We start from the raw sequence: 23818 nt of genomic DNA on the forward strand, positions 1-23818 counted from the left end.
CAAATTAGAACCAGTTGTGCCTCAGATGCAATCATCATTAAAGACAGTTGTGAAAAAAGGCGATTAGAATAAAATCCCCCTAGCCCCCTTTAATTAAATTACGTTTCCAATAGTAATTAGGAAATCAAGGGGGATTCTATCACGCTAATATTTCAGTAGAAAAATCAGTGCTGATCAGCGAAATTTGCCAGCGGAATAAACTTAAAAATTCCCTTCTTTCAACATTCTAATCCTACGTTCCTGATCCAGTGAGTCAAGTCTTTCTTCGATATTGTCCAATTTGATCGGTTTCCATTCCTCCTTTTTCTCAAACTGATAGCGCAAGAAATCATCCTGATCATTGATTATCAGTTTCTCTTTTTTCTTTCTTGTCAGTTTCTTGAAAAGCTCGGAAAATGAATTGAAGGAAACGTTTTGAGAAATCGAAACGCCGTACGTTGATACGTTTTTGGAGAGTGAAAGCGAGGTGAACGTATTGAAGTTGTTTCGATTGAAAACCCGCATTCTATAGACTCCATCTTCGGTAAGCATGTATTCCGCCTGCCAATCTCCAATGATGGAGTTAGCGTCGGTATTGCCACGATTGTCAGTGAATCCACCGTCTCTAGACACACGCAATCGACCATCCAAGAAAGTATAGGCGACACTGAGTTGGAAGGTTTCAAGGGCATTTTGATCCAACGTGGCTACGTCGAGATCTACCTCTAGATTTTTGTCTACCTGACCCAAGAAGCTATTGAGCTGGGATGATAGTAATTGTCCCAAACTCGAAGAGATATTGGAAACTCCTGAGAACTGCCCTTCTGGAGAAAATGAGCGGGTCATGATGACTGAGAAAACCTGGCGATTCATCTCTTGCTCATCATTTGCGATTTTGTTTTGAAAAGATGAAATAGTGGTCTGAGTTTCCCCAGTGCTTGGGAATTGGGTAAAGTCAAAGCCAAAAGAAATGTCTGGGGATAATAACTCGCCATCTAAGTTCAGCAATACTTTGACTGGATATCGTCGGCTGGAAGTTGAACTTTTAGTTTGAGAGGTTACAGTGGAGGCAAGCAGAGGTTGTAGCGATACAGTCTCTGTGTATTCAGCCGAGATGTCCATGATACCGGCATAGGGATCACCATACCAGGTAATACGCCCACCAGGTTTGATGTTGAATTGCTTTTTTACCACATTGTAGAGAGAGAAATTGTACTTGCCTTCAGAGATTTCGTAGGTGCCATTCAGCGTGAAATTGCCCTGAGTATCGATGTTCATGGTCAGTACACCTCTTCCCCGGCCGGAGATTCCTTCTTCGGTTCTTGGGTCAATGATGATCTCTGCGTAAGCATCAGGAGTAATATCAAGCACGAAATTCATCCGCACATTTTCCAGTTCCAGTCTATTCACTTCCTCCGCGATTTGCTTGATTCTTACAGTATCCTGGATGTTGATCATGTGTATGAAATCCTCCTGAGATTGGGTGCTACTGCTACTCAAAGGGATGAAAATCTGCGTATTGGGCTGACTAGTAGCGCGGGCATTGATATCTAGGTTTTTGGTTGTTCCGATTACCGAAGCAGTTCCTGTGACGAAGGCCGTACCATAGAAAGTTTCATTATCATTATCTGTAGTATTCATCACCTGCAGATTATTGAGGTTGGCTCTGATGTCCAATCTGATGTCGTTAAAACCCCTATGGTATATCCCGCCGGTTAGTGTAGCCCCATGTCCATACAGGTCCTTGAGTTCTAACTGTTGAAAACTGATTTGTGTAGGTCTGAAGAGTATATTGCCGTTAAGCAGATAGGTGGTCTTGAGATAGTTTACAGTAAATCTGCCATTGTTTAATTTCCCTGTTCCATCGATTTGAGGTTCTGCCAATGTGCCTTTCAAATCCATTTTCCCTGATATAGTGCCACCCATACTGGAGAGATAATTGGATAAAAATGGTTCTAATATTACCAGACTTGCATCATTTAGCGAGGCTTTCATGTCCAACTCTTGATTTTCAACCAGCATAAAGCCATTAAGGTCAATCGTCTTTTTCCCTTGATTTACATTGGACATGGAAATGTTTAGTTTCTCCAAGTCCAGATTCGCTTTTGCACTCATGTCTCCAATTGGAAACTTGTTGATAGCAAATTGATCAAGCGTGAATTCTCCTTCAATCAGTGCCTTATCAAATAGGTTTTTGAATGAAATAGAGCCGTTTGCTGTACCATCAAAATCCTGTGGGGACAGCGTATTGAGCAAGTCAATATTTACATTGTTGATTTTAAGATTTAAGCGCTCTTCTTGTTGGCGACTTACTTTTCCCTGAAGAGAAATGTATTGATTCTCATTGTAGATTTTTAAGCTATCCACCAGTATTTCGGCAGGAGTAATGGTGATTAGATTCAGAGAATCAAATTTCCATTCCCTATCAAGAACTTTTAGAGACGAGGGATCAAAAGCGAGTTGTGTGTTTTGTGAGGTAAAACGCGCAGAAGCATTGATTCTAGCAGCACTTTGAGTAGAATCTTGATCCAGTGTCAAATTGATATCCATTTCATCCTTATCCCAGATAGCCTCAAATCCGAAATTGGTAAACTGAATGGATTTCCCTATGTCCTGTGTTTTGGAGTACACATAGAAGGAGGCTAGAATATCCGGGCTATTGATGAGTTTAGAGGTGTTAAAGTCAATATTGATGTTCTGGGCTGAGTTGTTTTTGTATTTAAGTGTGTCTATGCTGGTGAAGAAATTGAAGATGGTATTTTCTTGGGTTTGATAGAAAGCGCCCTCCAGAACCATGTTTTTCGAAAGGCTTAGATCAGGTTCAAAAAGCTGAACAATAGGATTGATATTTATTAATCGAAGGTTAAGATCGAGATTGTAGATTTCAGAGAAATCTCGTTCGAGATCAGCAATCGGTTGCTCTTCATTTAAGATAATGGCTATGTATTGCTGGAGCAAAATATCTAGATCCCGACCCATTTGCTCTAGGTTGAATTGCCCAGAGGCAGCGGCTACTAGGTAGTCAGAATTAAGTGACATGGTTCGAGTACCTCCGGCAAAAAGAGATTGGAAATTGAAATCGCCGATATGCAAGTACCTATCCAGATAGCCCACTTCAATGTTCCTGAACCTCGCAATGCCCTGAATGTCATCTAGCTTAATTCCTTTAGTGTCAATGATTAGATTTCCACTGATGAACGTAGCTTTTTCAGTGAAATTCAATCGATCTAGAAAAGCTGTATCTATCTGTAGATTCATCTGCACTGAGTCAGTTGATTCCCGGAGGTTTACCAGACCATTTGCGGCAATTTTCAGATTTGGATCTGTGACCGTGATGTTTCCTTTGAAGAGATCCCGACCATAAGTTGCATCAGTTTTTATGTTGGTGTAATCGTAATTATTGAAACCAAATTTTGTGACATCTGCGTCCACATCGAGAAGGAGGTTGTCTATTGAATTACCCTTGGTGTTTACATGGCCTTTAAGACTGACTTTTTGAAAGGATTCTCTGTCTCCGACTATAATACCTAAGTCAAGATTCTTTGTCGTGATATTAGAAACGGTGGTGGGCAAGCCTTCTACTAGATCAAAATTCACTCGGCCTACAATATCGCCAATGGATGTTTTGAATTCTCCATTGGTATCGAAGCGATGTAAATAGCCCGCGAAATCAGCAGTCAGGCGTATTGTGTTGAATTTGTTGATTTGTGCGGTAACATTGCTAGGCAGATAAGGAGCAAGGTCTCTGGAAAATATGGTTGAGTTTTTAAGCGAAAGATTGATGTAGGTATCATCGATATTCGGTAATCCATCCAATCTGAAAGCTCCAAAAATTGCTGTCTTTTCCCCAATTCTAATGAGCAGTTCTTCTGAGCGAATATCTGATACAGGCCCGGCTACTTTTCCTGAAAGGTAGATTTCATCATCAATGTTCGGCAAAGAAGGAGCGAATAGCTTCAGGTCTCCCAGATGCAATTTGGTTTCATCCATATTGGTGATGATGACGACTTCTTCTACGAAATTGGAAAATGCTGCAGGTGTGGCATATTCAAAACGAAGAAAGTTTTTGATATGGCTATTATCTGATTTCAAACTTAGCTTATCAAACTCCAAGAATTCAGGTCCGTACTTCATATCCGTTTTGAGTTCTTTGATCTCAAAACCAGAAGTCAGCTCCGTTCCAGTCAACATTTTAATGTCAGCTCCAATCTCTGGCCCTTCCAGATAAAAGTTTTCTGCATTTAGCGTAATGTCTGAAAAGCGGAGTTTGTTGTAATCCAGTCCTTTAGTGATGGCATCTGTGATTACATTAACTAGAAATATTTCCGAATTTCTGAGTTCAACAGAGTTTATTTTGAACTGAGTAGGACCACTTGAAGTAGCGCCAGTACTGAACATATCGGCTAACTCTTCTATCCAGATATTAATATTCATGGCAGAATCCCCTTCATGCGTAAGCATGTGCAGCTTAGCGTTTTCCATGCGAACGGCATTGATGGTGGTGATGCCAGGAGGAATCAGCGAGAGCAGCTCAAAGTCGGCATTAATCTTTTTGGCTCCGATCATCAGGCTATCCCGATGATCTCGAATCACTACATTTTCTAAGACTAGTGCATCCCACCAGGTAATTCGAATTTTTCCTATTTCTGTATGAAAAGTTGAATTTTTATTGAGAATACCTGTTACTGTGTCGATTGCCTTATTCTGGACCCAAGTAATCTGTAGTGTTAAAGCCACTACTATAAGTAGCATGACTAGCGAAAAGACGATCCATAGCAGGATCCGAAACGCTTTGTGCAAAAAATCCGTAACTTTCGCGTTCTTTTCCAATGGTTACCAACGATATCTTTATTCTAGCAATTGAATCCTCGTGTGACGAGACCTCTGCCTCTGTAATAGCTGACGGCAAAGTACTTAATAATATTGTCGCCACACAATCTGTTCACGAAAAATATGGGGGTGTAGTTCCGGAGCTTGCATCGCGCGCTCATCAGGAAAACCTCATCCCTGTTGTTCAGGAGGCTATTTCGACCTCGGGGATTTCTAAGTCTCAACTTTCAGCAATCGCTTTCACACGTGGCCCGGGTCTAATGGGATCTCTTCTTGTCGGAGTGAGTTTTGCCAAGGCATTTGCCTATTCCCTAAATATTCCGCTCATTGAGGTGAATCATATGAATGCGCATATTTTAGCACATTTTATAGAGGATCCTAAGCCAAATTTTCCATTCATTTGCTTGACAGTGAGCGGAGGGCATACACAGTTGGTTTTGGTCAAAGATCATCTGACTATGGAGGTGATAGGAGAGACACAAGATGATGCAGTGGGAGAGGCTTTTGACAAAACAGCAAAACTGTTAGGCTTACCCTATCCTGGTGGTCCGCTTATTGATAAATATGCCAAACTTGGAAATCCGAAAGCTTTTCAATTTCCAATCACCAGAATGCCGGAATTGAATTACTCCTTCAGCGGAATTAAGACTGCGGTATTATATTTTCTTCGGGATCAGTTGAAGGAAAACCCACAATTTATTGAAGAGAATTTAGCTGATCTTTGTGCCAGCGTACAATACTCTCTTGTGGAAATGTTGCTGATCAAATTGAAGCTGGCGGTGAAACAGTATGGTGTGAAAGAGGTCGCCATTGCTGGAGGCGTTTCAGCCAACTCAGGTTTGAGAGATACGTTGACTAAGCTGGCAAAGGAAAAAGGCTGGAACTTGTATGTTCCAAAATTCGAATACTGTACCGACAACGCCGCCATGATTGCCATGGCAGCGCATTATAAATACCTGAAAGGAGAATTTTCATCTATGGATGTCACTCCTCTCGCAAAAATGAAAATCTAAGCATGGCTAAGGATAATAAGTTTGACAAAGTCATCAACATAAAGAATAGAAAGGCAAGTTTTCAGTTTGAATTCGTGGATACCTATGTGGCTGGTATGGTGCTGAAAGGCACTGAGATCAAGTCTATCCGCGAAGCAAAAGTGTCGCTGACTGAAGCGTTCTGTATTTTTCTCGATGGAGAACTTTACGTGCGGCAGATGCACATCGCGCCGTATTCCATGGCTGCCAGTTATAATCACATTGCAATTAGGGATAGAAAGTTATTACTGAGCAAAAGAGAACTAGAGAAACTCGAAACTAAGTCGCAGGAAAAAGGGCTGACTATCATTCCTGTTCGTATATTTATCAATGACCGAGGGATGGCGAAAATGGAAATTGCGCTTGGACGAGGTAAGAAATCACACGATAAAAGACAGGACCTGAAAGAAAAAGATGCAAAAAGAGAAATCCAGCGAATGGCCTTTGATTGACGCTTTTGGGATCTGTAGGCAAACAATTTTACCCATTTACCGCAGACCAACTTTTGATTCCGCCATGGTTACCCAATTACTTTTTGGTGAATGCTATCAAACGATAGCCATGACCTCGGATCAGCAATGGTTTAAAATACTACATGAAGACACGGGAAATCAGGGTTGGATTACTACGCAGTCCCTCAAGGAAATCCCGAAGAATGACTATTACAATTTCCTCCATAAAGATTTTCAAATAGTAACCAGTCCAATCGCAGCCATAGAATATCTTGGCTCCAACCTTTATTTGCTTCCGGGCAGCAGGCTCCATTTTTCCGACTTGGAGCTTTTTAATTGGCAGGATCACATAGGATTTACAGGTTCGATTCGTAGTCATTCGGTGAAAGCCAACAGAGAAGAGTTGATCGATATTGCTCTTAAGTATGTCAATTCACCTTATCAGGCAGGAGGGAGGAGTATTTTCGGACTGGATGAGCATCAGGGATTTGAACTGATTTTTAGTATTGCTGGATATTCGTGGAAATCAGGAAAAATTCCTGGAGGAAAAATTGATCCAGAACTCGTTTTGCCAGGTGATTTATTTATTTTCAGGGAGTTGGAAAAGAAGCAAGTGAAATATGCCTTGTATCTTGGAGCTGAGGAAGTATTTTGGATGGACAATCGAATTAAAGTTTCAGACTTGAGTGAATGGGAAGCCTTCTTACGGAATAGTAAGGATAAACAGATTGAGTTAGAAACCCGGTCAATAATAAGTTAACACATGGAAAAGCGGGTATTGGTATTGAATTTAGATCATTCTCCCGTGGCGGTAGTGTCTCCACAAAAAGCCATCGTTTTGCTAATGCTGGAAAAAGCAAATTGCCTATCCGTGTATGAGTTACTTCAGATCCGTACTGTTAGCCGTAGTTTCGAATATCCTGCGGTGATATGCCTGAATAATTACAAAAACATCCCTTTCCGAGGAGTACTTCTTAATCGTGTAAATCTATTTCGAAGAGATCGTGGCGAATGTCAGTATTGCGGAAGTAGAAGACAACTCACCATAGATCATGTGATTCCTCGATCTAAAGGAGGGAAGTCCAACTGGACAAACTTGACTACAGCCTGTCATAGATGCAATGTTTTGAAGGGGGACAAAAGTCCTGAACAAGCTGGACTTACGATACAGACGCAGCCTTTTAAGCCTACTTTATCTTATTTTTTGTCTGAATATGCAGAAAGACAAGCGGAGGAATGGTTGCCTTTTTTAAATTCTAAGTTGGTGCAGTAGCATGTGATCTCAACTTATTGATTTCAATTTTCAACACCCTTACTATTGTGGCAAAATAATTGCCTTGCTATGCCCATGTATCTTTCGATTATCCCCACTCTTTTATTGGCATTTGTTCTTCAGACTAGCCAAATCAAGTTCGAACAACTTCTTGGTACTTGGCAATTGGTTCACTTTGATGCCATGGATGAATTGAGAAATTCTCCTCAGTATAAGAATTCTAATGCAGCTATGCGAGGTGGCATAGAGTATAAAATTAAAAATAGACTTGAAAACACTATCTATGAATTTATTCCAGGAGATACCTTGAAATACACAGATTATGTGCAACAGGAGGTAGTGCAGAAGGAAGCTATAGTAGAAATCAGCAGCGATAATATGTTGATTATTCATACAGGAGCAGAAACCAGAAAAGCCAAAATTGTGGAGTTTGAAACTGATCGAATGGTGTTGGAACCTGTCAGTAATAATCCTGGATCTGGTAAACTGGTTTTCGAAAGAATTAAATAATATTTTTTAACCGCACAGTACACAGAGGTTTCGCAGAGGCCACAATTGAATTTGTCAGGCTGTCGTTATTCTCATCCGGGTTGCAGTTCGTTTTGTAAGAATGGCTAGACTATGTTCCTTTTTTTAAATTCCTAGCTATAGTTAGTGTTGCAGAAACAGCTAGACAATTTCCTTCTTTTAAATTATGAGATAGTATCTCTACGTTTCCAACACGTTCACTAAGTGAGCTGAAATGGAAAATAGTTGTCCCTAATTTCTCCTTTTACTCAGCAATCAATTTGCTGATTTTGGGGTTTGCATTCCCCAAGCTAAATCCTACTTAACTCGAAGATTGATACTAAAAAGGCCAATAGGGCCAATTTGGGCAGTTGGTATGGTTTTGAACTTAGTCAGTTCGAACCATTAACCAATAAAAACTATGTTACGCTGGATATTAATTTTCTTAGTAATCGCATTGATTGCAGCCGTTTTAGGATTTGGAGGAATAGCAGCTGGTGCAGCTTCTATCGCTCAAATCATCTTTTACATCTTCTTGGTTTTGCTTGTCATTTCCTTGATTATGCATTTGGTGAGAAAAACCTAACTAACTGGGTTGCCAATTAAAAATCACTAACCACTAACCAACCAACAGTCGCACGGTTCCAGTAAAAATGGATTCGTGCGACTTTAGGGATTTCCATTAGAACCATGAACTCAGAGCCAAACTCCCCTGCAATTGTTGAAAAAAAATCTACAAGAGGTTTTATATTAGATAGCCTGTTGCAAGGGTTCTTGATCCTTCTTCCGCTCACTATTATTTTAATACTACTTTCAATCATTTTCAATTTTATTTTCGGGATTGTTTCTCCTTTGAGTGCGGCTTTAGATCCAGGTTCTGACGATCCGCATTGGCTAGTCAATGTATTTTCACTCGCAATATTTTGCGCTTTTGTATTTTTAATCGGCGTCTTAGTTCGCAATAAAGTAGGTAAGGTTTATTTCAAAAGCTTTGAAAAAAAATACCTTACCAAAATCCCTCTTTATAATCTTATTCATCAGACTGTTTATCAGTTTGTAGGTCTGAAAAAGCTTCCTTTTTCGGAAGTTGTACTATTGGATCCTTTTAGGTCTGGTACAATGATGACAGGTTTCATTACAGACCAAATTAACGGTGATCTCTATACGGTATTTGTTCCAACCGCCCCCAATCCCACCAATGGGAATATTTATCATGTGCCAAAAGAGCTCATTACCTTTCTAAGCGTAAGTACCCAAGATGCCATGCGTACGATCATGGGAATGGGAACTGGAACGGGGAATATGTTGGCAGGGATGGATTTGTCCGAGATACTAACAAAAGGTAGCGAACAGGAGATCAAAAAGAGTAAAATAATGGATGAAAGGATGGACACCATGTCCTCATGAGCTAATTAGTCAAGAAGAAGACACGAATTTCAATCCGATAATGGATCCAATCAAAGTGACCAGAAAAAACAGACGCCAGAACTCCGCTGATTCTCTGAAAACAAAAATCCCCACCAATACAGTACCGACTGCACCGATTCCCGTCCATACCGCATAAGCAGTCCCTATGGGAAGGGTTTGAGTTGCTTTGATCAGAAGTAGCATACTGATAGTTAGACAAACTACAAAACCTGCATACCATCCGTAGACTGCTATTCCAATAGCATCTTTCGCCTTTCCTAAGCAGGAGGCAAATCCAACTTCAAATAGTCCGCCGATAATGAGTAGTATCCAGTTCATAGGGTGTTGGTGATCGTGGTGATTAGTTATACTTTTTGCTTCGAAGGTAATATGGAATCTTCACGAAGGAGGTAATGTCTGATGTCCAATGATGGGTCATCGGTCATCGTACATCCAACCAAAATTATTTATTTCACAATCAAAATTGGGGTTTTTACTCTGTGCCGCAATTTGTCCACTGTAGTTCCAAAGAGCAGATCCTTAATCCCTCTGTGGCCATGAGCACCCATGATAAGTAGATCCATGGAATGGGTATTGGCGATTTTTGAAATTTCTGTAGCTGCATTCCCAAAGCCAATTTCGTGTGAGGCACTGTATCCTAGTGATATCATTTTTTCCTGATAGCGCTTCAGACTTTCTATGTCTAATTGGGTCTCATGATCCAGGGTGTTCGCTCCTAAATACCTTGCTGCAGCACTTTCTACGATATGAATTAGAGTGTATTGAGCATCTTTTCCGCCTAGTTTAATTGCGTTTTGAATGATCGTCTGGTCGTTGTCGGCAAAATCAATAGCGATACCTATATGTTGATATATTATTGGTGTTCCTTCTTCAAAATCAAGTGCTTTTCCATGCGGAATCAAGCGTTTTTTCTGTTCAGCATTCTTTAGCATAGGATGGACAAAAATATAAACCAGCAAGGCAAAGCAGGCTAAAATTATCGGAATCACGATAGTATAAATGTAGACTGTATGATCCCCGGCTTCGGCAAGCCAGCCTTGAATCTCATTGATTACCAGCTGTACATTCAGGAATACTATAATTACAGCGCTGCTCCAAGCTAGAATTTTCACCCAAAGCTTGATAGTAAAGGCTTTCATAAGCTTCTTGTCCGAATTGAAATGAATTAATGGAATCACAGCAAAGCCAAGCTGAAGACTCAACACAACCTGACTCAACACCAGTAATTTTCCAAGTGCAACTTCTCCAAAGTAAATGATGGTAATCATTGCTGGGATGATCGCAATAAATCTGGTAATCATTCTCCGAACCCAGGGCTGTATCCGGATATTTAGATGTCCCTCCATTACTATTTGTCCTGCCAATGTCCCTGTGATGGTAGAGCTTTGGCCTGCCGCAATCAGAGCGATTGCAAAGAATGTAGGAGCGATACTTCCGAAGAGATTTTCCAGCAACTTGGAAGCGTCTTGTATTTCTGCCACATCGAAATAGCCATTCACATGAAAAGCAGCTGCTGCCAAAATTAAGATTGCAGCATTTACGAAAAAAGCAAGATTTAGCGCAATAGCAGAGTCTATGAAATTAAATTTGATAGCATTTTTGATCCCCTTGTGAGTAGGGCTGATTTTTCGGGTTTGTACCAAAGAGGAGTGTAGGTACAGGTTATGAGGCATCACAGTCGCCCCAATTATCCCAATGGCGATGTATAGTGCATTTCCACTAAGAGCGGAAGGAGCCAAACCTTGAACTACATCACTATATACAGGTCCTACGATAAACATCTCTACTAAAAATGAAAGGCCAATAATAGATACCAAGGACACGATGAATAACTCCATCGTCCGCATGCCTTTGTTTAGTAGAAAGAGTAAAAGCAATGTATCTACAGCAGTTACACCCACTCCCCAGATTAGCGGTAGGTCAAAAAGTAGGTTTAATCCTATAGCCATCCCTACAATTTCTGCAAGGTCACAAGCAGCAATAGCTATTTCTGCCAAGATATACAGTGGAATATTAGCCCATTTGGGATAGGCATTCTTTGAAGCCTGAGCGAGATCTAGCTTAGCTACCACGCCCAATCTAGCACTGAGCGACTGAAGTAGCAGCGCAATAAGATTTGACATCAATAGCACCCAAAGCAGCTGGTATCCAAATTCCGACCCGCCAGCCAAGTCAGTAGCCCAATTGCCTGGATCCATATAACCAACGCTTACTAGATAGGCTGGGCCAAAAAAAGCAAAAATCTTCCTCCAACCTTTCTTATTGGTTTGCACAGAGCCATGTACTTCACTTAGGGATTCTGAACTCACGATCTTTGGAGTTTAGGTTGAAAAGATTTGAGAGATAAACCTAGCATTATTACAAGTCTAACACTATTTGCTCTTTCAGTAATCTAAAGCTCGTTCTATGCCAAATGCAGGCACCATGAGTTTCGATTCCACTTCTATGCGCTTTGGTAGGATAGCCTGCATTTCGTTCCCATGCATAATGGGGGAATTTTTCAGCAAGCTTTTCCATGAAGTGGTCTCTATGAACTTTGGCTAGGATGGAAGCTGCAGCGATGTTGGCATATTTTCCATCACCCTTGATCACACAGGTATGTGGGATGGTCAGCTGAGATCTCCAGCGATTGCCGTCGATCAGCAGATGCTCGGGTAGAATTTTTAGTCCTTGAACGGCTCTAGTCATAGCCAGAAAAGAAGCATTGAGAATATTGATTTTGTCAATTTCCGCTACACTTGCTTCTGCTATTTGCCATGCAAGGGCTTTGTCTTTGATCTCTTCGATCAGATCTTCCCGCTGTCTTTTACTAAGCTTTTTGGAATCATTGATCCATTGATTGGAATAATCACCGGGCAAAATCACTGCTGCCGCTACCACTGGGCCAGCCAGACATCCCCGGCCGACTTCATCACATCCTGCTTCTATTCGATTAGCTTCTAAAAAGGGTTTTAGAATCATGATCTTTATCTTCTCTGATTTTGTAATACTTGTGAATCATCTCTGCTACTAATCCTGTCCAGCCTGTCTGATGAGATGCTCCTAGCCCTAAGCCGCTATCTCCATGAAAGTATTCATAAAATAGAATGTGATCCTTGAAATGTGGATCTGTCTGGAATTTAGAGTTTTTGCCAAATACCGGGCGTTCTCCATTTTCATCCTTCATGAATATGCGCATGCAGCGCATAGAAAGCTCCTTTGCGATAATATCCATAGTCATGTATTTACCAGAGCCTGTTGGATATTCAATAGAGAAATCTCCTCCATAATAGAAATCAAATTTCTTTAGCGACTCTATAAGCAGGAAGTTGATCGGGAACCAAATCGGTCCTCTCCAGTTGGAATTACCTCCAAACATTACTGTGTCCGATTCTCCTGGGGTATATTTAACGGATAGCGTTTCTCCACCAATTTTCATGGAGTAAGGATTCTCCTCATGGTATTTGGAAAGCGACCTGATACCGTAGTCACTTAGGAATTCATCAGAATCCAACATTTTTTGCAAGACGCTTTTCATTCTATGTCCTCTCAATAGGGAGAATAATCTGCGCTTGTCATAGCCCGGTTGGATCCAGCTAGACACTAAAGCTGCCAATTTTGGTTTTTCCCGGAGGAAAAAGTCCAATCGTTTTTTGAACTCAGGAAGATTTGCAAATAGATCTTCTCGTATCGGCTCCACTGCGAAAAGCGGGATCAAGCCTACGATAGATCTAACTTTCATTTTACGTGGCTCTTTTCCAGGAATATGGAATACGTCGTAGAAGAAATTATCCTCATCATCCCACAATGAAATATGTTCGTCAGAGATATTGCTCATGGCTCCGGCGATGTAAAGAAAGTGCTCTAAAAATTTGGTCGCGGTGAATTGATAGACCTTGTTGAATTCGCAGAGATCAAGGGAAATTCTCAATAGATTTAAAGAGAACATCGCCATCCAAGAAGTAGCATCTGCCTGTTCTAGTTTGCCGTGATATTTCTGGGCATGACTTCTATCAAATACCGAAATGTTATCCAGACCAAGGAATCCGCCTTCAAAGATGTTTTTGCCATCACTATCTTTTTGATTGACCCACCAAGTGAAGTTGAGCATCAGCTTGTGTAGGCATCTTTCAAGAAACTCATGATCACCAACGCCATTATTAGCTTTTTTATCTATCTGATAAACACGCTGTACGGCATAGGCATGCACGGGTGGATTCACATCGGAGAAATTCCATTCGTATGCTGGGATCTGTCCATTTGGATGCATATACCACTCATTGAGCATGAGGATAAGTTGATTTTTAGCAAATTCCGGATCTATCCTTGCGATGGGAATGGTGTGAAAAGCGAGATCCCAGGCGGCATACCACGGGTATTCCCACTTGTCTGGCATGGAAATGATGTCGTAATTCTGCAAATGTCGCCAATCACTATTTCTACCTTTTTTCCTTGCTACTGGTGGTACATATCGACCTGGATCTCCTTCCAGCCATCGTTCTACATCGTAATAGTAGAACTGTTTAGACCACATCATTCCTCCATATGCCTGACGCTGGATATTTACTAGATCAGGATCTGTTACTCTTTCTTGAAGGTTTGAGTAAAATTCATCCGCCTCTTTTTTGCGCTGCTCTAGGCAGGTATCGCAGATTTCAAGCGGGTTTTCTTGTGTCTGGTGCTGAAGTCTAAGTTTTACCTGTCTGCTTTCGCCAGCAGGAATGGTGATTTCATAGATAGCAGCTGCTTTGGTTCCTTTATTTGCAGGGTTGAGGTGCTTTGTGTCACCTTGAACTACAAAGTCGTTGATCGCATCCTTGAGGAATTTCTTCTCGTTTCCTATACCGTAAATCCGCTCCCGATTAGTTTCATTGTCGCAAAATTTCAGATCTGGACTTCCGTCAAATGTGATAGAATAGTTACCTGACTTTGGATTGAAAGCTTTAATTGTATTATCACCTGATTTGGAAAGCTTTGGCATAAAAGGCTCATGTCCTGTATACCATGTTTTGCGAAACCAAAAAGTAGGCATTACCCAAATTTTTGATTCCTCAGGGCCACGGTTATGAATCGTCGCTACTGCAATGATGTCTTCCGCATCTTGCTTGGCATATTCGATGAAGATGTCAAAGTATTTGTCTTCGTCGAAAAGCCCAGTATCGATCAATTCATACTCAGCATCAGTTTTGCCTCTTTTCGTGTTTTCTTCTAAAAGTTCCTTATAAGGAAATTCGGCTTGAGGATACTTGTATAGCATCTTCATGTAACTGTGAGTAGGAGTGGAGTCTAGGTAATAATAGATTTCCTTTACGTCCTCGCCATGATTTCCCTGATTTCCAGTCAAGCCGTATAAGCGTTCTTTTATGAATGGATCTTTTCCATTCCAAAATGCCCAAGCCAAGCAAAATTTTTGCTTATGATCTGAAATCCCACCTATTCCTTCTTCACCCCATCGGTACGCCTTACTTCGAGCGTCATCGTGGGTGACATTTTCCCAAGCTGAGCCATCGGGACTATAGTCTTCACGCACTGTTCCCCATTGTCTTTCGGTGAGGTAAGGCCCCCATTTCTTCCAATGTTTGGTAAAGTTCCTATCTTCTTGTAATCGTATATTTTCAGCTGACATGTATAATCTCTCTAGGGCATTCTCCGAAATTATCAATTTCTATTAATTATAGCTTGATAAACCGAAATCCGTTTAGGAATTGTATAGTTATTTTTTGGAACTGTTAATCAAACATGCTTTTTGTTCAATTGTTGACTATTCTGGAAATCAGATGTTTTTACTCTTAAGTATAATTTTTTCTACCCATTCTAATGACTTTTTGTACAGCTCCAGAATGGTAATTCACAGAAATTAACTTTAAAATTTTACTCTACACTTGTAGATGAAATTTATTGTTCTACATTTGTAGATGTAATTTAATCCAAAGGTAATGAAACTATCCCGATCTGAGGAAGAACTAATGAATCATTTGTGGAAGCTGAAGCGAGCTTTTATGAAGGATTTGATGGATGCTTATCCTGATCCAAAACCTGCCTCTACCACTATCTCTACATTATTGAAGAGAATGCAGGATAAGGAATTTGTGGGCTATGAGGCTAGTGGGAAGTTACGCCAATACTATCCTTTAGTTACAAAAGAAAGTTATTTTTCTAAGCACTTGAAAGGCTTGATCAAAAACTTCTTTAACGATTCGCCAGCACAGTTTGCGTCTTTTTTTACCAAAAAGACCGAGCTCTCCGAAGAGGAGCTAATCCATCTGAAAAGTATTATTGATGACCAGCTAAATCAGAAGAAATGATCTCTTATCTAATCAAAGCCATAGCCTGCTTGCTTATTCTACTCCTTGCGCATCGATTGCTGCTGCAGCGAGAAGCGATGCATAGATTCAATAGATTTTTTCTACTTTTTTCTGTGGTTGTGTCCTTTCTGATTCCACTACTTACTATTGAAGTTGCTCAGGAAATAGTAGCCACTCCAGTCGAAGTGAATTCTGAGCCTGTTTACTTTGAAGCGGCAAGTCAGGACTATAATCAAGAGCAGGTATTCACTGCAGTTCCGGAATCTCAATTTAATTGGGAATACCTGTTAATTGGTATCTATGGGCTGATTGTACTTATCTTTTTGTATCGCTTTGTACGGAACATCAAGATTCTGTTCAATCAAATTCAGCGAAACATTAAGATCAATTATCGTGGGCAAACTTTGGTTTTACTGAAAGAAGATTCCCTTCCTTTTTCCTTTCTCAAATACATTTTCGTGGCGGAAGCAGATCTGGAAAATGGGAAATTTACAGATGCTGTTTTTGCACATGAGTGCACACATATAGAAGAGAAACACAGTTGGGACAATCTATTTATTGAGGCATTACTTGTACCGTTTTGGTTTCATCCAGGATTGCATTGGGCGAAGGCAAGTATCAAGCTCAATCATGAATTTATAGCTGATGAAGTTGCTTTGCGCAGCACTCCACTGGAGAAATACGAGAGTCAATTACTAGCCATGATGCTTTCAAACCAAAAGTATGGATTGGTCAGTAGTTTGAATTTTTCATTAACCAAAAAACGATTTGAAATGATGAAGAAAAAATCAATGAGTTCACAAAGTTGGATCAAGCTTTTGGTCTTGGTTCCTGTGGTAGGAGTATTAGTCTATTTTTTCAGTGAAAAAGTAGCAGCAAAAGTGGATAGCGATATCATAGGTGAGGTATATGTAAATGCTTCACATGCAGTTGAAGTTGATTTTGACCTCACGCTTGAACTGAAGCCTAATGGTGTTTATATATCAAAAGGTGAAGAATATAGTATTGAGGAAGTAAAAGACCTTATAGAAAAGACTGAGCCAGTAGATAATCACCTTACCATTAATTTAATTACCGGACCTGAGGTTTCAATGGGTGAATTGAGTGATTTTCAGGCAATGTTAAGAGATCTAGATATCCGAAGAATTTATTATTATGGGGCTGAAAATCAAGAAAGTAAGGGTGGTGAAGAAGATAAGTATCAGGATGTAACCCAAGATCAATTACCTAAACTTACAGCCGAACAAATTGAAGAGAAAGAAAAGTATTATAGAAATGCTTCATTTTTTGTTGAGAATGAAGCGGGGGACTTAATCGCTAAAACTTATAGTGAGCTATCAGAATTCGAAAAATCACATTTGATGCCCGTCACAGAAGCACCTTCTAAGAAACAACCAAGCAGTAGTGATTTTGAAGCTTGGAAGCAGGCTGATGACTTTGCCCTTTGGTTGGATGGTAAGGTTATTCCTAATTCTCAACTAGAGAATATGAGTACTTCAGATGTCGTTTTTTTCTTTAACAGTTTTGTACATCTAAATGCCCGTTCAGAGCGTTTCCCACAGGAGCATCAAGTTCATCTGTATAGCAATGAGGCTTATGAAAATGCTTATGGAGCAAAATCCGGAAAAGGAAATCTGTTGGATAAGGATGATAAATTTTACATTTATCCAAAAGACAATAGAGTAAATTTTGGCAAGCCCCAGGTGAAAAAAGAAAAGGATCCTGTGGCAGATCAGAAAGAAGAAACTTCATCCAAATGGCCTCCTGCAGTAAGAGCTAATAAAATACAGGAACATCTTCAAGCTTACAAAGATGCTATGTCGATCTACGAAGAGCTTCGAAACCAAGCTCCGCATTTTGTAAAGAGAGGTAAAGTAGAACAGGACAAGCTAACTGAAATGTTTTCCGATTTGGGAAGTATGTATTCTCAAATATCATTTAATGACAAACCAAAATTTAGCCCACCTGCGCATCCTTATGCGCCATATATAAAGCTGGCGTCAAAAGGGGAAACTTATTATAAGCTTAAGAAAGACTTGACAGCTGAAGAACTCAGTCAATTGCCTACACCACCTACTCAAAGAGAGCAAGTAGTAGCATATAAAAAACTCTTTCTTCAATACGAGCTAAAGCGAAACGAAGGTAGAAATGATGCAAATAAATCTGCTGAGGAGCGCCAAACGATGTTTCAAATGTATAATGAGCTGCAGGTTAAGTTTCTAGCTATGGATGCTCCGGAGAGAAGACAAGTGAAAATGGTCAATTTCCCGTACTACCGCGTGGAGGAAAATGGAGCGTTTGTATTTAAGGCGGTAAGTGAGCTTAGCCCAGAGCAAAAAGCTTTAAATAATTGCTAGAATATTTTAGCGTATCATGAAAATGACTGAGTCAGGATAAAATCTGGTTCAGTCATTTTTGTTTCTGGGAGAATTTGGCTGAATGTTTTTGGCCAGGTGCTTACCCAATCTTGGAAAGTATTCTCCGATATTTCTCGTGATTGAATGGTATGCTCAAGTTTGGAGAAATCAAAGTTGTCTGAGGCTATTCCTGCTCCAGCATGAATCGTGTCAAGCGCATTGCAAGCCTGCTCGTATTGACCTTTCACGGGAATCACCATCACTGGCTTTCCCAGATACATCGCTTCGCAAATCGATTCAAATCCAGCAGTGCTCACCAGTCCTTTGCAAGCCGCCATATCCCGAAGGAAGTTTTTGTCATGGACTCTATGAAAACTCAGGTTTGGCAAGGGTTGCTCGGTTTCAGCAGCTTCTTTTTTATCCCAGTAAGCGCGTATTTTTAGGTTAGGATTTGCTTTAGCAAAGGAGATTACCTCGTGTCCGTAGCCAGCATTGACCATGTAGGTGAGGAAAAAGTCGCCTTTGGTCGGGGTGAGTTTCTTCACATCTTCTCTCAGCAGTGGAGGGACTACTGTGATTTCATTTGTAGATCCCAACTCGTAGAAGGAAAGAGCTAATTTTTCAGAAGCTCCTAAAGCTGTCAAGCGGGTGTTGAACTTGAAAAAGAACTTGTTCAAACCTTTTGATGGAGCAAATTTGAACTCCGGATGATAAATCAAATACTGATGTCCGATGACCCAGTACTGAGCTTTTGGTCGAAAGACTCCATTATAAATCCCGCCCAATAAATCGTAAAAATTCAGAATGATATCGGGTTGTTCAGCTTCTACAACTTCATGAATTTGCTTGAGACTTCTCCAGAAAATGGCAGCTTTTGCTATATTTTGACGAATCGTTTTTCCAATCAAAATCTGCTTTTCATCTTTATCACAGGCAAAATTTGGACTTTCCACCAAATGAATCGGAGCAGAAATTTCTCTGGTGAAAAACGCTGGAATAGCTCTCCGATTGCTTTTTCCTAGGATTACTCCTGTCAATTCATGCCCTTGATTTTGCAGCATGTGTGAGAAAGCGATGGCTTGGGTCATGTGTCCCCGACCTTCACCCTGGACTATAAAAATGAACTTCATAAGATGGAAGTAAATGCTGGTGGTTCTAGATCGTCTTTTAGTTTCTCGAAAGAAACTTCTCGCATCGGGATCACTGGAGCTTCTGCTTTACCGATGAAGAATTGCTGTAGACTATCGTCTTTGGCTTCCTTGAAGTTGATTTCATTGTAATAGATTAACTGCCAATTTCCTTCATGATCCTCTGCCAAAGCGCTCATCGTTTCTACCCAGTCACCGGAATTCATGTATTCTATTCCGTCGATAATTCTGTTTTCAGGCTTGTGAATATGGCCACAGATGATTCCATCGCAGCCCATTGCCCTAGCCATTTTTGATAGTTCTTCTTCATACTGATCGATGTAGGAAACGGCTGATTTTACCTTGCCTTTCACATACTGCGAAAGAGAGAAATAGGGCAGCCCGCGTTTGATGCGGTAATGATTAACCACGCTATTCAGCCAAAGCAAAAACGTGTATCCAATATCTCCTAAGTAAGCAATCCATCGAAGATTGGTCGTGATGCTGTCAAATACGTCACCGTGCGTGATGAAGTACTTTTTACCATGACTTTCGTAGATCATGTCTTTCTGAATGGACAGATTTCCCATTTGAAACGGTAGAATCTGATCCAGAAAATCGTCATGATTTCCACGCAAGTAATAGACCTTGGTGCTATGGTTCTCAATCATTTTCAGGATTCTGTTGAAGAAGCGGGTGTGCTTCCTTTTCCAGGAACCTGATTTTTTGAGTTGCCAGCCGTCAATGATATCCCCATTTAAAATGAGGTTTTCGCAGTTGTACTGCTTGAGGAATCGGGCGATTTCCTTGGCTTTCGAACCTTTAGTGCCCAGATGTACGTCAGAGATGACGATAGTTTTGAATTGGGTTTTCACTCTATTGGTTTTGGTTGAAAGATAGAGCCTCCAATTGAACTCAGTGTCAGTACATTATTAAAAAATTAGTAAGATTACTTATGCTTTTCGTGCTAATGTAATCCCATTGTTAATTAGATGTGAAAAAGGCCGTCCTATCAGTTTTAAGGAGAAAATCAGTCAGCATTTTCCATGAAAATGGAATAATGAGCGAGTGATTTTATACTAGTGGTTATTCCAGAAGGTGAAGTTTGATTTAGATTCGTTTTCCCAAATAGAACAACTATGAAGCACACTTTACTCGCATTTGCATTTCTCTTGATTTTCCAGAATGGCTACTCGCAGGAGCAGATTTATTCAGGTAATTATGAGCTTGCAGCAAGATTCTCTCCGGAGAAAATGAAAAAACTGGTTTTCTCTACCCGAGTTGACCCACATTGGTTGAAGAAATCAGATCGCTTTTGGTACGAATTCGAAACTAGCAAGGGCAAAAACTGGTACTTGGTAGATCCAGTTAGAAAAACCAAAAGTCAACTTTTTGACAAGGATAAGCTGGCGATGGAAATCACCAAAATCACCAAAGATCCTGTAGATGGACTTCATCTGAAACTGGATGATTTGAAATTCCTTGAAGATGAAAACACGATCAAGTTCAAGGTAAAAGGAACTGAAGATGTGCTGAAAAAGGACTGGGCTGAGATCAAGGAAAAAGATAAGAGCAAGAAGGATTCTATGGAAAAGAAGACTTTTGTTTTTCACTATAACATAGGAAATCAGCAGCTCACAGAAATCACCGATGCCGCGAAAGATCCTGAGCGAATGTCTTGGGCGAATATCGCTCCTGATTCTTCCAAGGTTCTTTTTGCGAAGAAAAGTAATCTCTACTGGATGGATAAGGCAAACTTCCTGAAGGCTGTAAAAGATGAAAAAGACAGCACCATTGTAGAACATCAGTTGACAGAGGACGGAGAGGAAAACTTCGAATATGGATCTAGTGGAAGGGGAGAAGACAACGAGGAGACGGAGAAAAATAAGGAGAAGCGTCAGAGAGTTGGTGCTTATTGGAGTACAGATTCCAAGCAATTTGTGATGACCAGAACGGATCAGCGTAAGGTGAAAGACCTTTGGGTGATTCACAGTACTAAGAATCCTAGACCAACGCTTGAGACTTATAAGTATGCAATGCCTGGTGATAAGGAACAGCCAATTACCTATTTGATGCATTATTCTTTTGACTCAGAAGAGCTGTCCAACCTTCCAGTGGCGACATTCAAAGATCAATCATTGAATATTTATAATACAAGCGCTACTGAAAGTTCCAGAGATGATGACTTCAGACCGATCACCTGGCTGGGTGACTTGGATGAGTTTTACTATGCTGTTACGTCCAGAGATTTGAAAAAAGTGGATATCTATAGATGGAACCTTGCCTCTAATGAAAAGGAATTGGTGATCGAGGAACGTAGCAATACCTATATAGACTTTTTGAAGCCTGAAATTTTGGATAATGAAATCGTCTGGTGGTCTGAGAGAGACGGCTGGGGACATTTCTATTTGTATGGAAAAGATGGTACGCTGAAGCGTCAATTGACTTCAGGCGCATTCCACTCAGATCGGGTAGCAAGAATAGATGAGAAAGGCCGAAAGTTGTATTTCGTAGCTAATGGTCGTGAGAAAGATGAAGATCCTTATTACGAACACCTATATAGTGTGAGCTTGGATGGTGGAGCGATAACGCTGTTGAATTCAGGGGATTTCAATCACTCCAGTGAGATCAATGATGGCGCTACATTTTTTGTAAATAACTATTCCAGAGTGAATACTGCGCCGGTTGCCGTGTTGAAAGACAAAGCAGGCAACAAGGTGATGGACTTGGAGACGGTTGATCTTTCTAATCTTTTTGCCACAGGCTATCAATTCCCAGAGCCTTTCACTTTCAAAGCTGATGATGGAATCACAGATCTATATGGTGTCATTTACAAGCCATTTGATTTTGACTCAACTCGCAAGTATCCGATCATCGAGTATGTTTATCCTGGTCCGCAGACCGAAGCTGTAGATAAGACATTTTCTGCAAGATTAGACAGAACGGATCGTCTTGCGCAGTTTGGTTTTGTAGTGATCACACTGGGAAATAGAGGAGGCCATCCAGGTCGCTCGAAGTGGTATCATAATTACGGTTATGGAGATTTGAGAGATTATGGTTTGGCGGATAAGAAAGCTGCTGTGGAGCAGTTGGCTGACAGATACGATTTCATCGATAAATCTAAGGTTGGTATTCACGGGCATTCTGGTGGAGGATTTATGTCCACTGCTGCGATGTTGGTATATCCAGACTTCTTTAAAGTTGCTGTTTCCTCAGCTGGAAATCATGACAATAGCGTGTACAATCGCTGGTGGTCTGAGAAGCATCATGGGGTAAAGGAGCAGATCAATGCCAAAGGTGACACGACTTTTATCTATCAGATCGATAAGAATCCCGACTTGGCCAAGAACCTAAAAGGGCACTTAATGCTCTCTCACGGAAGTACGGATAATAATGTACATCCTGCCAATACTATCAGAGTTGCAAGTGCACTGATCAAAGCGGGAAAGCGATTTGATCTCGTCATGCTACCGGATCAGCGCCACGGCTATGGCGATATGACCGAGTATTTCTTCTGGAGAATGGGTGATTACTTCGTGCAGCATTTACTGGGTGATAATACTCCACCTCCAGTGGATATGATGGAAATGCAGCGAGAGAAGCCGCTGACGAAATAGAGAATTTTAAAATTTCAAATTGAAAATCAAACTAAGCCCGATCCTATATTAGAATCGGGCTTTTTTGGTTTTGACGCAGGCCTGGACTTTCTTTAAAATTGATAGAATTTGCTTTAATCTGGAGGATATAGCTTTACTACCTGCCTTGAATATATTACTTGAACTTCAGTAGGTAGTTTTTATCTTGTAGAATCAATCACCCATTTATCAAGCAACCCAAAACCACATGGAAACTTCAACTTCACTTTTTTGGAAACGGTATAAGGAAGCACCAATTGTGGGAATTATACGGGGGCAGTCGCTCGACACGGTACTGAAAATAGCTCAAGCCTATGAAGAGGCTGGGCTGACTACCCTAGAAATCACGATGAATACTCCGGGAGCAGCTGCGATGATTTCGACATTGAGAAGTAAACTCCCTTTACTGAATATAGGTGCTGGAACGGTGTGCAAGTTGGATGACCTCCGGGAGGCAATTGATGCCGGAGCACAGTTTATCGTGACGCCTATCATAGATGAGACAGTCATAGAGCATGCCGTAGACGAAAACATCCCGATTTTCCCTGGTGCATTTTCTCCTTCGGAAATTTATAAAGCCTGGTCGTTGGGAGCTTCTGCTGTCAAGCTTTTCCCCGCGACTCAATTAGGCCCACAGTTTATCAAAGATGTGCTTGGACCTTTGGATCAAATCAAATTGCTTCCTACAGGTGGAGTTTCTAAGGATAATATCAAATCTTTTTTTCAAGCGGGAGCTTGCGGAGTTGGAATGGGGAGTTCGTTGATTGACAAAAAGCTGGTCAGTGAGGAAGATTTTGATGGCTTGAAAAAGCACTTCGAAAGTATTAAGGCGGAGATAGTAGATTTTATAAACACCTAGTTTCTTTGGACTTTAGCAGATGAGCTGCTGATTGTTTCACCTTATATCACTTTAAC

Annotated in this window: 18 protein-coding genes; 11 read left to right on the plus strand and 7 right to left on the minus strand. The window is 40.7% G+C overall.

Annotated elements, in window-relative coordinates; translation table 11 throughout:
• Positions 1-201 precede the first annotated feature (201 nt).
• The gene (locus ESV85_RS12475; protein WP_191322000.1) at positions 202-4731 is read right to left on the minus strand and encodes a translocation/assembly module TamB domain-containing protein; all 4530 of its coding nucleotides are present in this window, start codon (positions 4729-4731) and stop codon (positions 202-204) included.
• A gap of 77 nt (positions 4732-4808) precedes the next feature.
• On the opposite strand from ESV85_RS12475, the gene tsaD reads away from it, so the two are divergent.
• From tsaD to ESV85_RS12510, 7 genes are all read left to right on the plus strand, one after another.
• Positions 4809-5822, plus strand: a complete 1014-nt coding sequence (gene tsaD / locus ESV85_RS12480) for a tRNA (adenosine(37)-N6)-threonylcarbamoyltransferase complex transferase subunit TsaD (protein ID WP_146918070.1) — start codon at positions 4809-4811, stop codon at positions 5820-5822.
• A gap of 2 nt (positions 5823-5824) precedes the next feature.
• A complete protein-coding gene (smpB, locus tag ESV85_RS12485) occupies positions 5825-6292 on the plus strand; it encodes an SsrA-binding protein SmpB (RefSeq protein ID WP_146918072.1) in 468 nt (155 codons plus the stop codon).
• Positions 6255-7052, plus strand: coding sequence for a hypothetical protein (locus ESV85_RS12490; protein ID WP_146918074.1), 798 nt, complete (start codon positions 6255-6257; stop codon positions 7050-7052). Before smpB ends, ESV85_RS12490 begins: the two co-directional genes overlap by 38 nt.
• A gap of 3 nt (positions 7053-7055) precedes the next feature.
• Positions 7056-7565: an HNH endonuclease gene (locus ESV85_RS12495; RefSeq protein ID WP_146918076.1), complete on the plus strand. Its 510-nt coding sequence runs from the start codon at positions 7056-7058 to the stop codon at positions 7563-7565.
• A 69-nt stretch (positions 7566-7634) separates the two neighbouring features.
• On the plus strand, positions 7635-8075 hold the full coding sequence (locus ESV85_RS12500) for a hypothetical protein (protein ID WP_146918078.1): 441 nt from the start codon (positions 7635-7637) through the stop codon (positions 8073-8075).
• 418 nt (positions 8076-8493) lie between these two features.
• Entirely contained in the window at positions 8494-8658 is a 165-nt protein-coding gene (locus tag ESV85_RS12505; RefSeq protein WP_092895095.1) for a DUF1328 domain-containing protein, read from the plus strand.
• Positions 8659-8762: 104 nt separating this feature from the next.
• Positions 8763-9479, plus strand: a complete 717-nt coding sequence (locus ESV85_RS12510) for a DUF502 domain-containing protein (RefSeq protein WP_146918080.1) — start codon at positions 8763-8765, stop codon at positions 9477-9479.
• Between the two features lie 9 nt (positions 9480-9488).
• On the opposite strand, the gene ESV85_RS12515 is transcribed toward ESV85_RS12510, so the two are convergent.
• From ESV85_RS12515 to ESV85_RS12530, 4 genes are all read right to left on the minus strand, one after another.
• Positions 9489-9818, minus strand: coding sequence for a DMT family transporter (locus ESV85_RS12515; protein WP_146918082.1), 330 nt, complete (start codon positions 9816-9818; stop codon positions 9489-9491).
• Between the two features lie 128 nt (positions 9819-9946).
• Positions 9947-11809 carry an Nramp family divalent metal transporter gene (locus ESV85_RS12520; protein ID WP_146918084.1) on the minus strand — a complete coding sequence of 621 codons (1863 nt, stop codon included), beginning with the start codon at positions 11807-11809 and terminating at the stop codon, positions 9947-9949.
• 49 nt (positions 11810-11858) lie between these two features.
• Positions 11859-12461, minus strand: a complete 603-nt coding sequence (locus tag ESV85_RS12525) for a ribonuclease HII (protein WP_191322001.1) — start codon at positions 12459-12461, stop codon at positions 11859-11861.
• Positions 12433-15105 carry an MGH1-like glycoside hydrolase domain-containing protein gene (locus tag ESV85_RS12530; RefSeq protein ID WP_146918086.1) on the minus strand — a complete coding sequence of 891 codons (2673 nt, stop codon included), beginning with the start codon at positions 15103-15105 and terminating at the stop codon, positions 12433-12435. Before ESV85_RS12530 ends, ESV85_RS12525 begins: the two co-directional genes overlap by 29 nt.
• A gap of 310 nt (positions 15106-15415) precedes the next feature.
• On the opposite strand from ESV85_RS12530, the gene ESV85_RS12535 reads away from it, so the two are divergent.
• Both ESV85_RS12535 and ESV85_RS12540 read left to right on the plus strand, forming a co-directional pair.
• The gene (locus ESV85_RS12535; RefSeq protein ID WP_146918087.1) at positions 15416-15784 is read left to right on the plus strand and encodes a BlaI/MecI/CopY family transcriptional regulator; all 369 of its coding nucleotides are present in this window, start codon (positions 15416-15418) and stop codon (positions 15782-15784) included.
• Entirely contained in the window at positions 15781-18141 is a 2361-nt protein-coding gene (locus ESV85_RS12540; RefSeq protein WP_146918089.1) for a M56 family metallopeptidase, read from the plus strand. The genes ESV85_RS12535 and ESV85_RS12540 overlap by 4 nt, the downstream gene beginning before the upstream one ends.
• A gap of 14 nt (positions 18142-18155) precedes the next feature.
• Here the strand turns inward: ESV85_RS12540 and ESV85_RS12545 are convergent, their stop codons facing one another.
• Both ESV85_RS12545 and ESV85_RS12550 read right to left on the minus strand, forming a co-directional pair.
• Complete coding sequence (locus ESV85_RS12545) at positions 18156-19271, minus strand: glycosyltransferase family protein (protein ID WP_146918090.1); 1116 nt, start codon at positions 19269-19271, stop codon at positions 18156-18158.
• On the minus strand, positions 19268-20143 hold the full coding sequence (locus tag ESV85_RS12550) for a UDP-2,3-diacylglucosamine diphosphatase (RefSeq protein WP_146918092.1): 876 nt from the start codon (positions 20141-20143) through the stop codon (positions 19268-19270). Before ESV85_RS12550 ends, ESV85_RS12545 begins: the two co-directional genes overlap by 4 nt.
• A gap of 264 nt (positions 20144-20407) precedes the next feature.
• On the opposite strand from ESV85_RS12550, the gene ESV85_RS12555 reads away from it, so the two are divergent.
• The gene (locus tag ESV85_RS12555) at positions 20408-22885 is read left to right on the plus strand and encodes a S9 family peptidase (protein ID WP_146918094.1); all 2478 of its coding nucleotides are present in this window, start codon (positions 20408-20410) and stop codon (positions 22883-22885) included.
• Between the two features lie 226 nt (positions 22886-23111).
• The gene (locus ESV85_RS12560) at positions 23112-23762 is read left to right on the plus strand and encodes a bifunctional 4-hydroxy-2-oxoglutarate aldolase/2-dehydro-3-deoxy-phosphogluconate aldolase (protein WP_146918096.1); all 651 of its coding nucleotides are present in this window, start codon (positions 23112-23114) and stop codon (positions 23760-23762) included.
• The last annotated feature ends 56 nt before the right edge of the window (positions 23763-23818 follow it).

The sequence above is a fragment of the Algoriphagus aquimarinus genome, assembly GCF_007997215.1.
Lineage (GTDB): Bacteria > Bacteroidota > Bacteroidia > Cytophagales > Cyclobacteriaceae > Algoriphagus > Algoriphagus aquimarinus_A.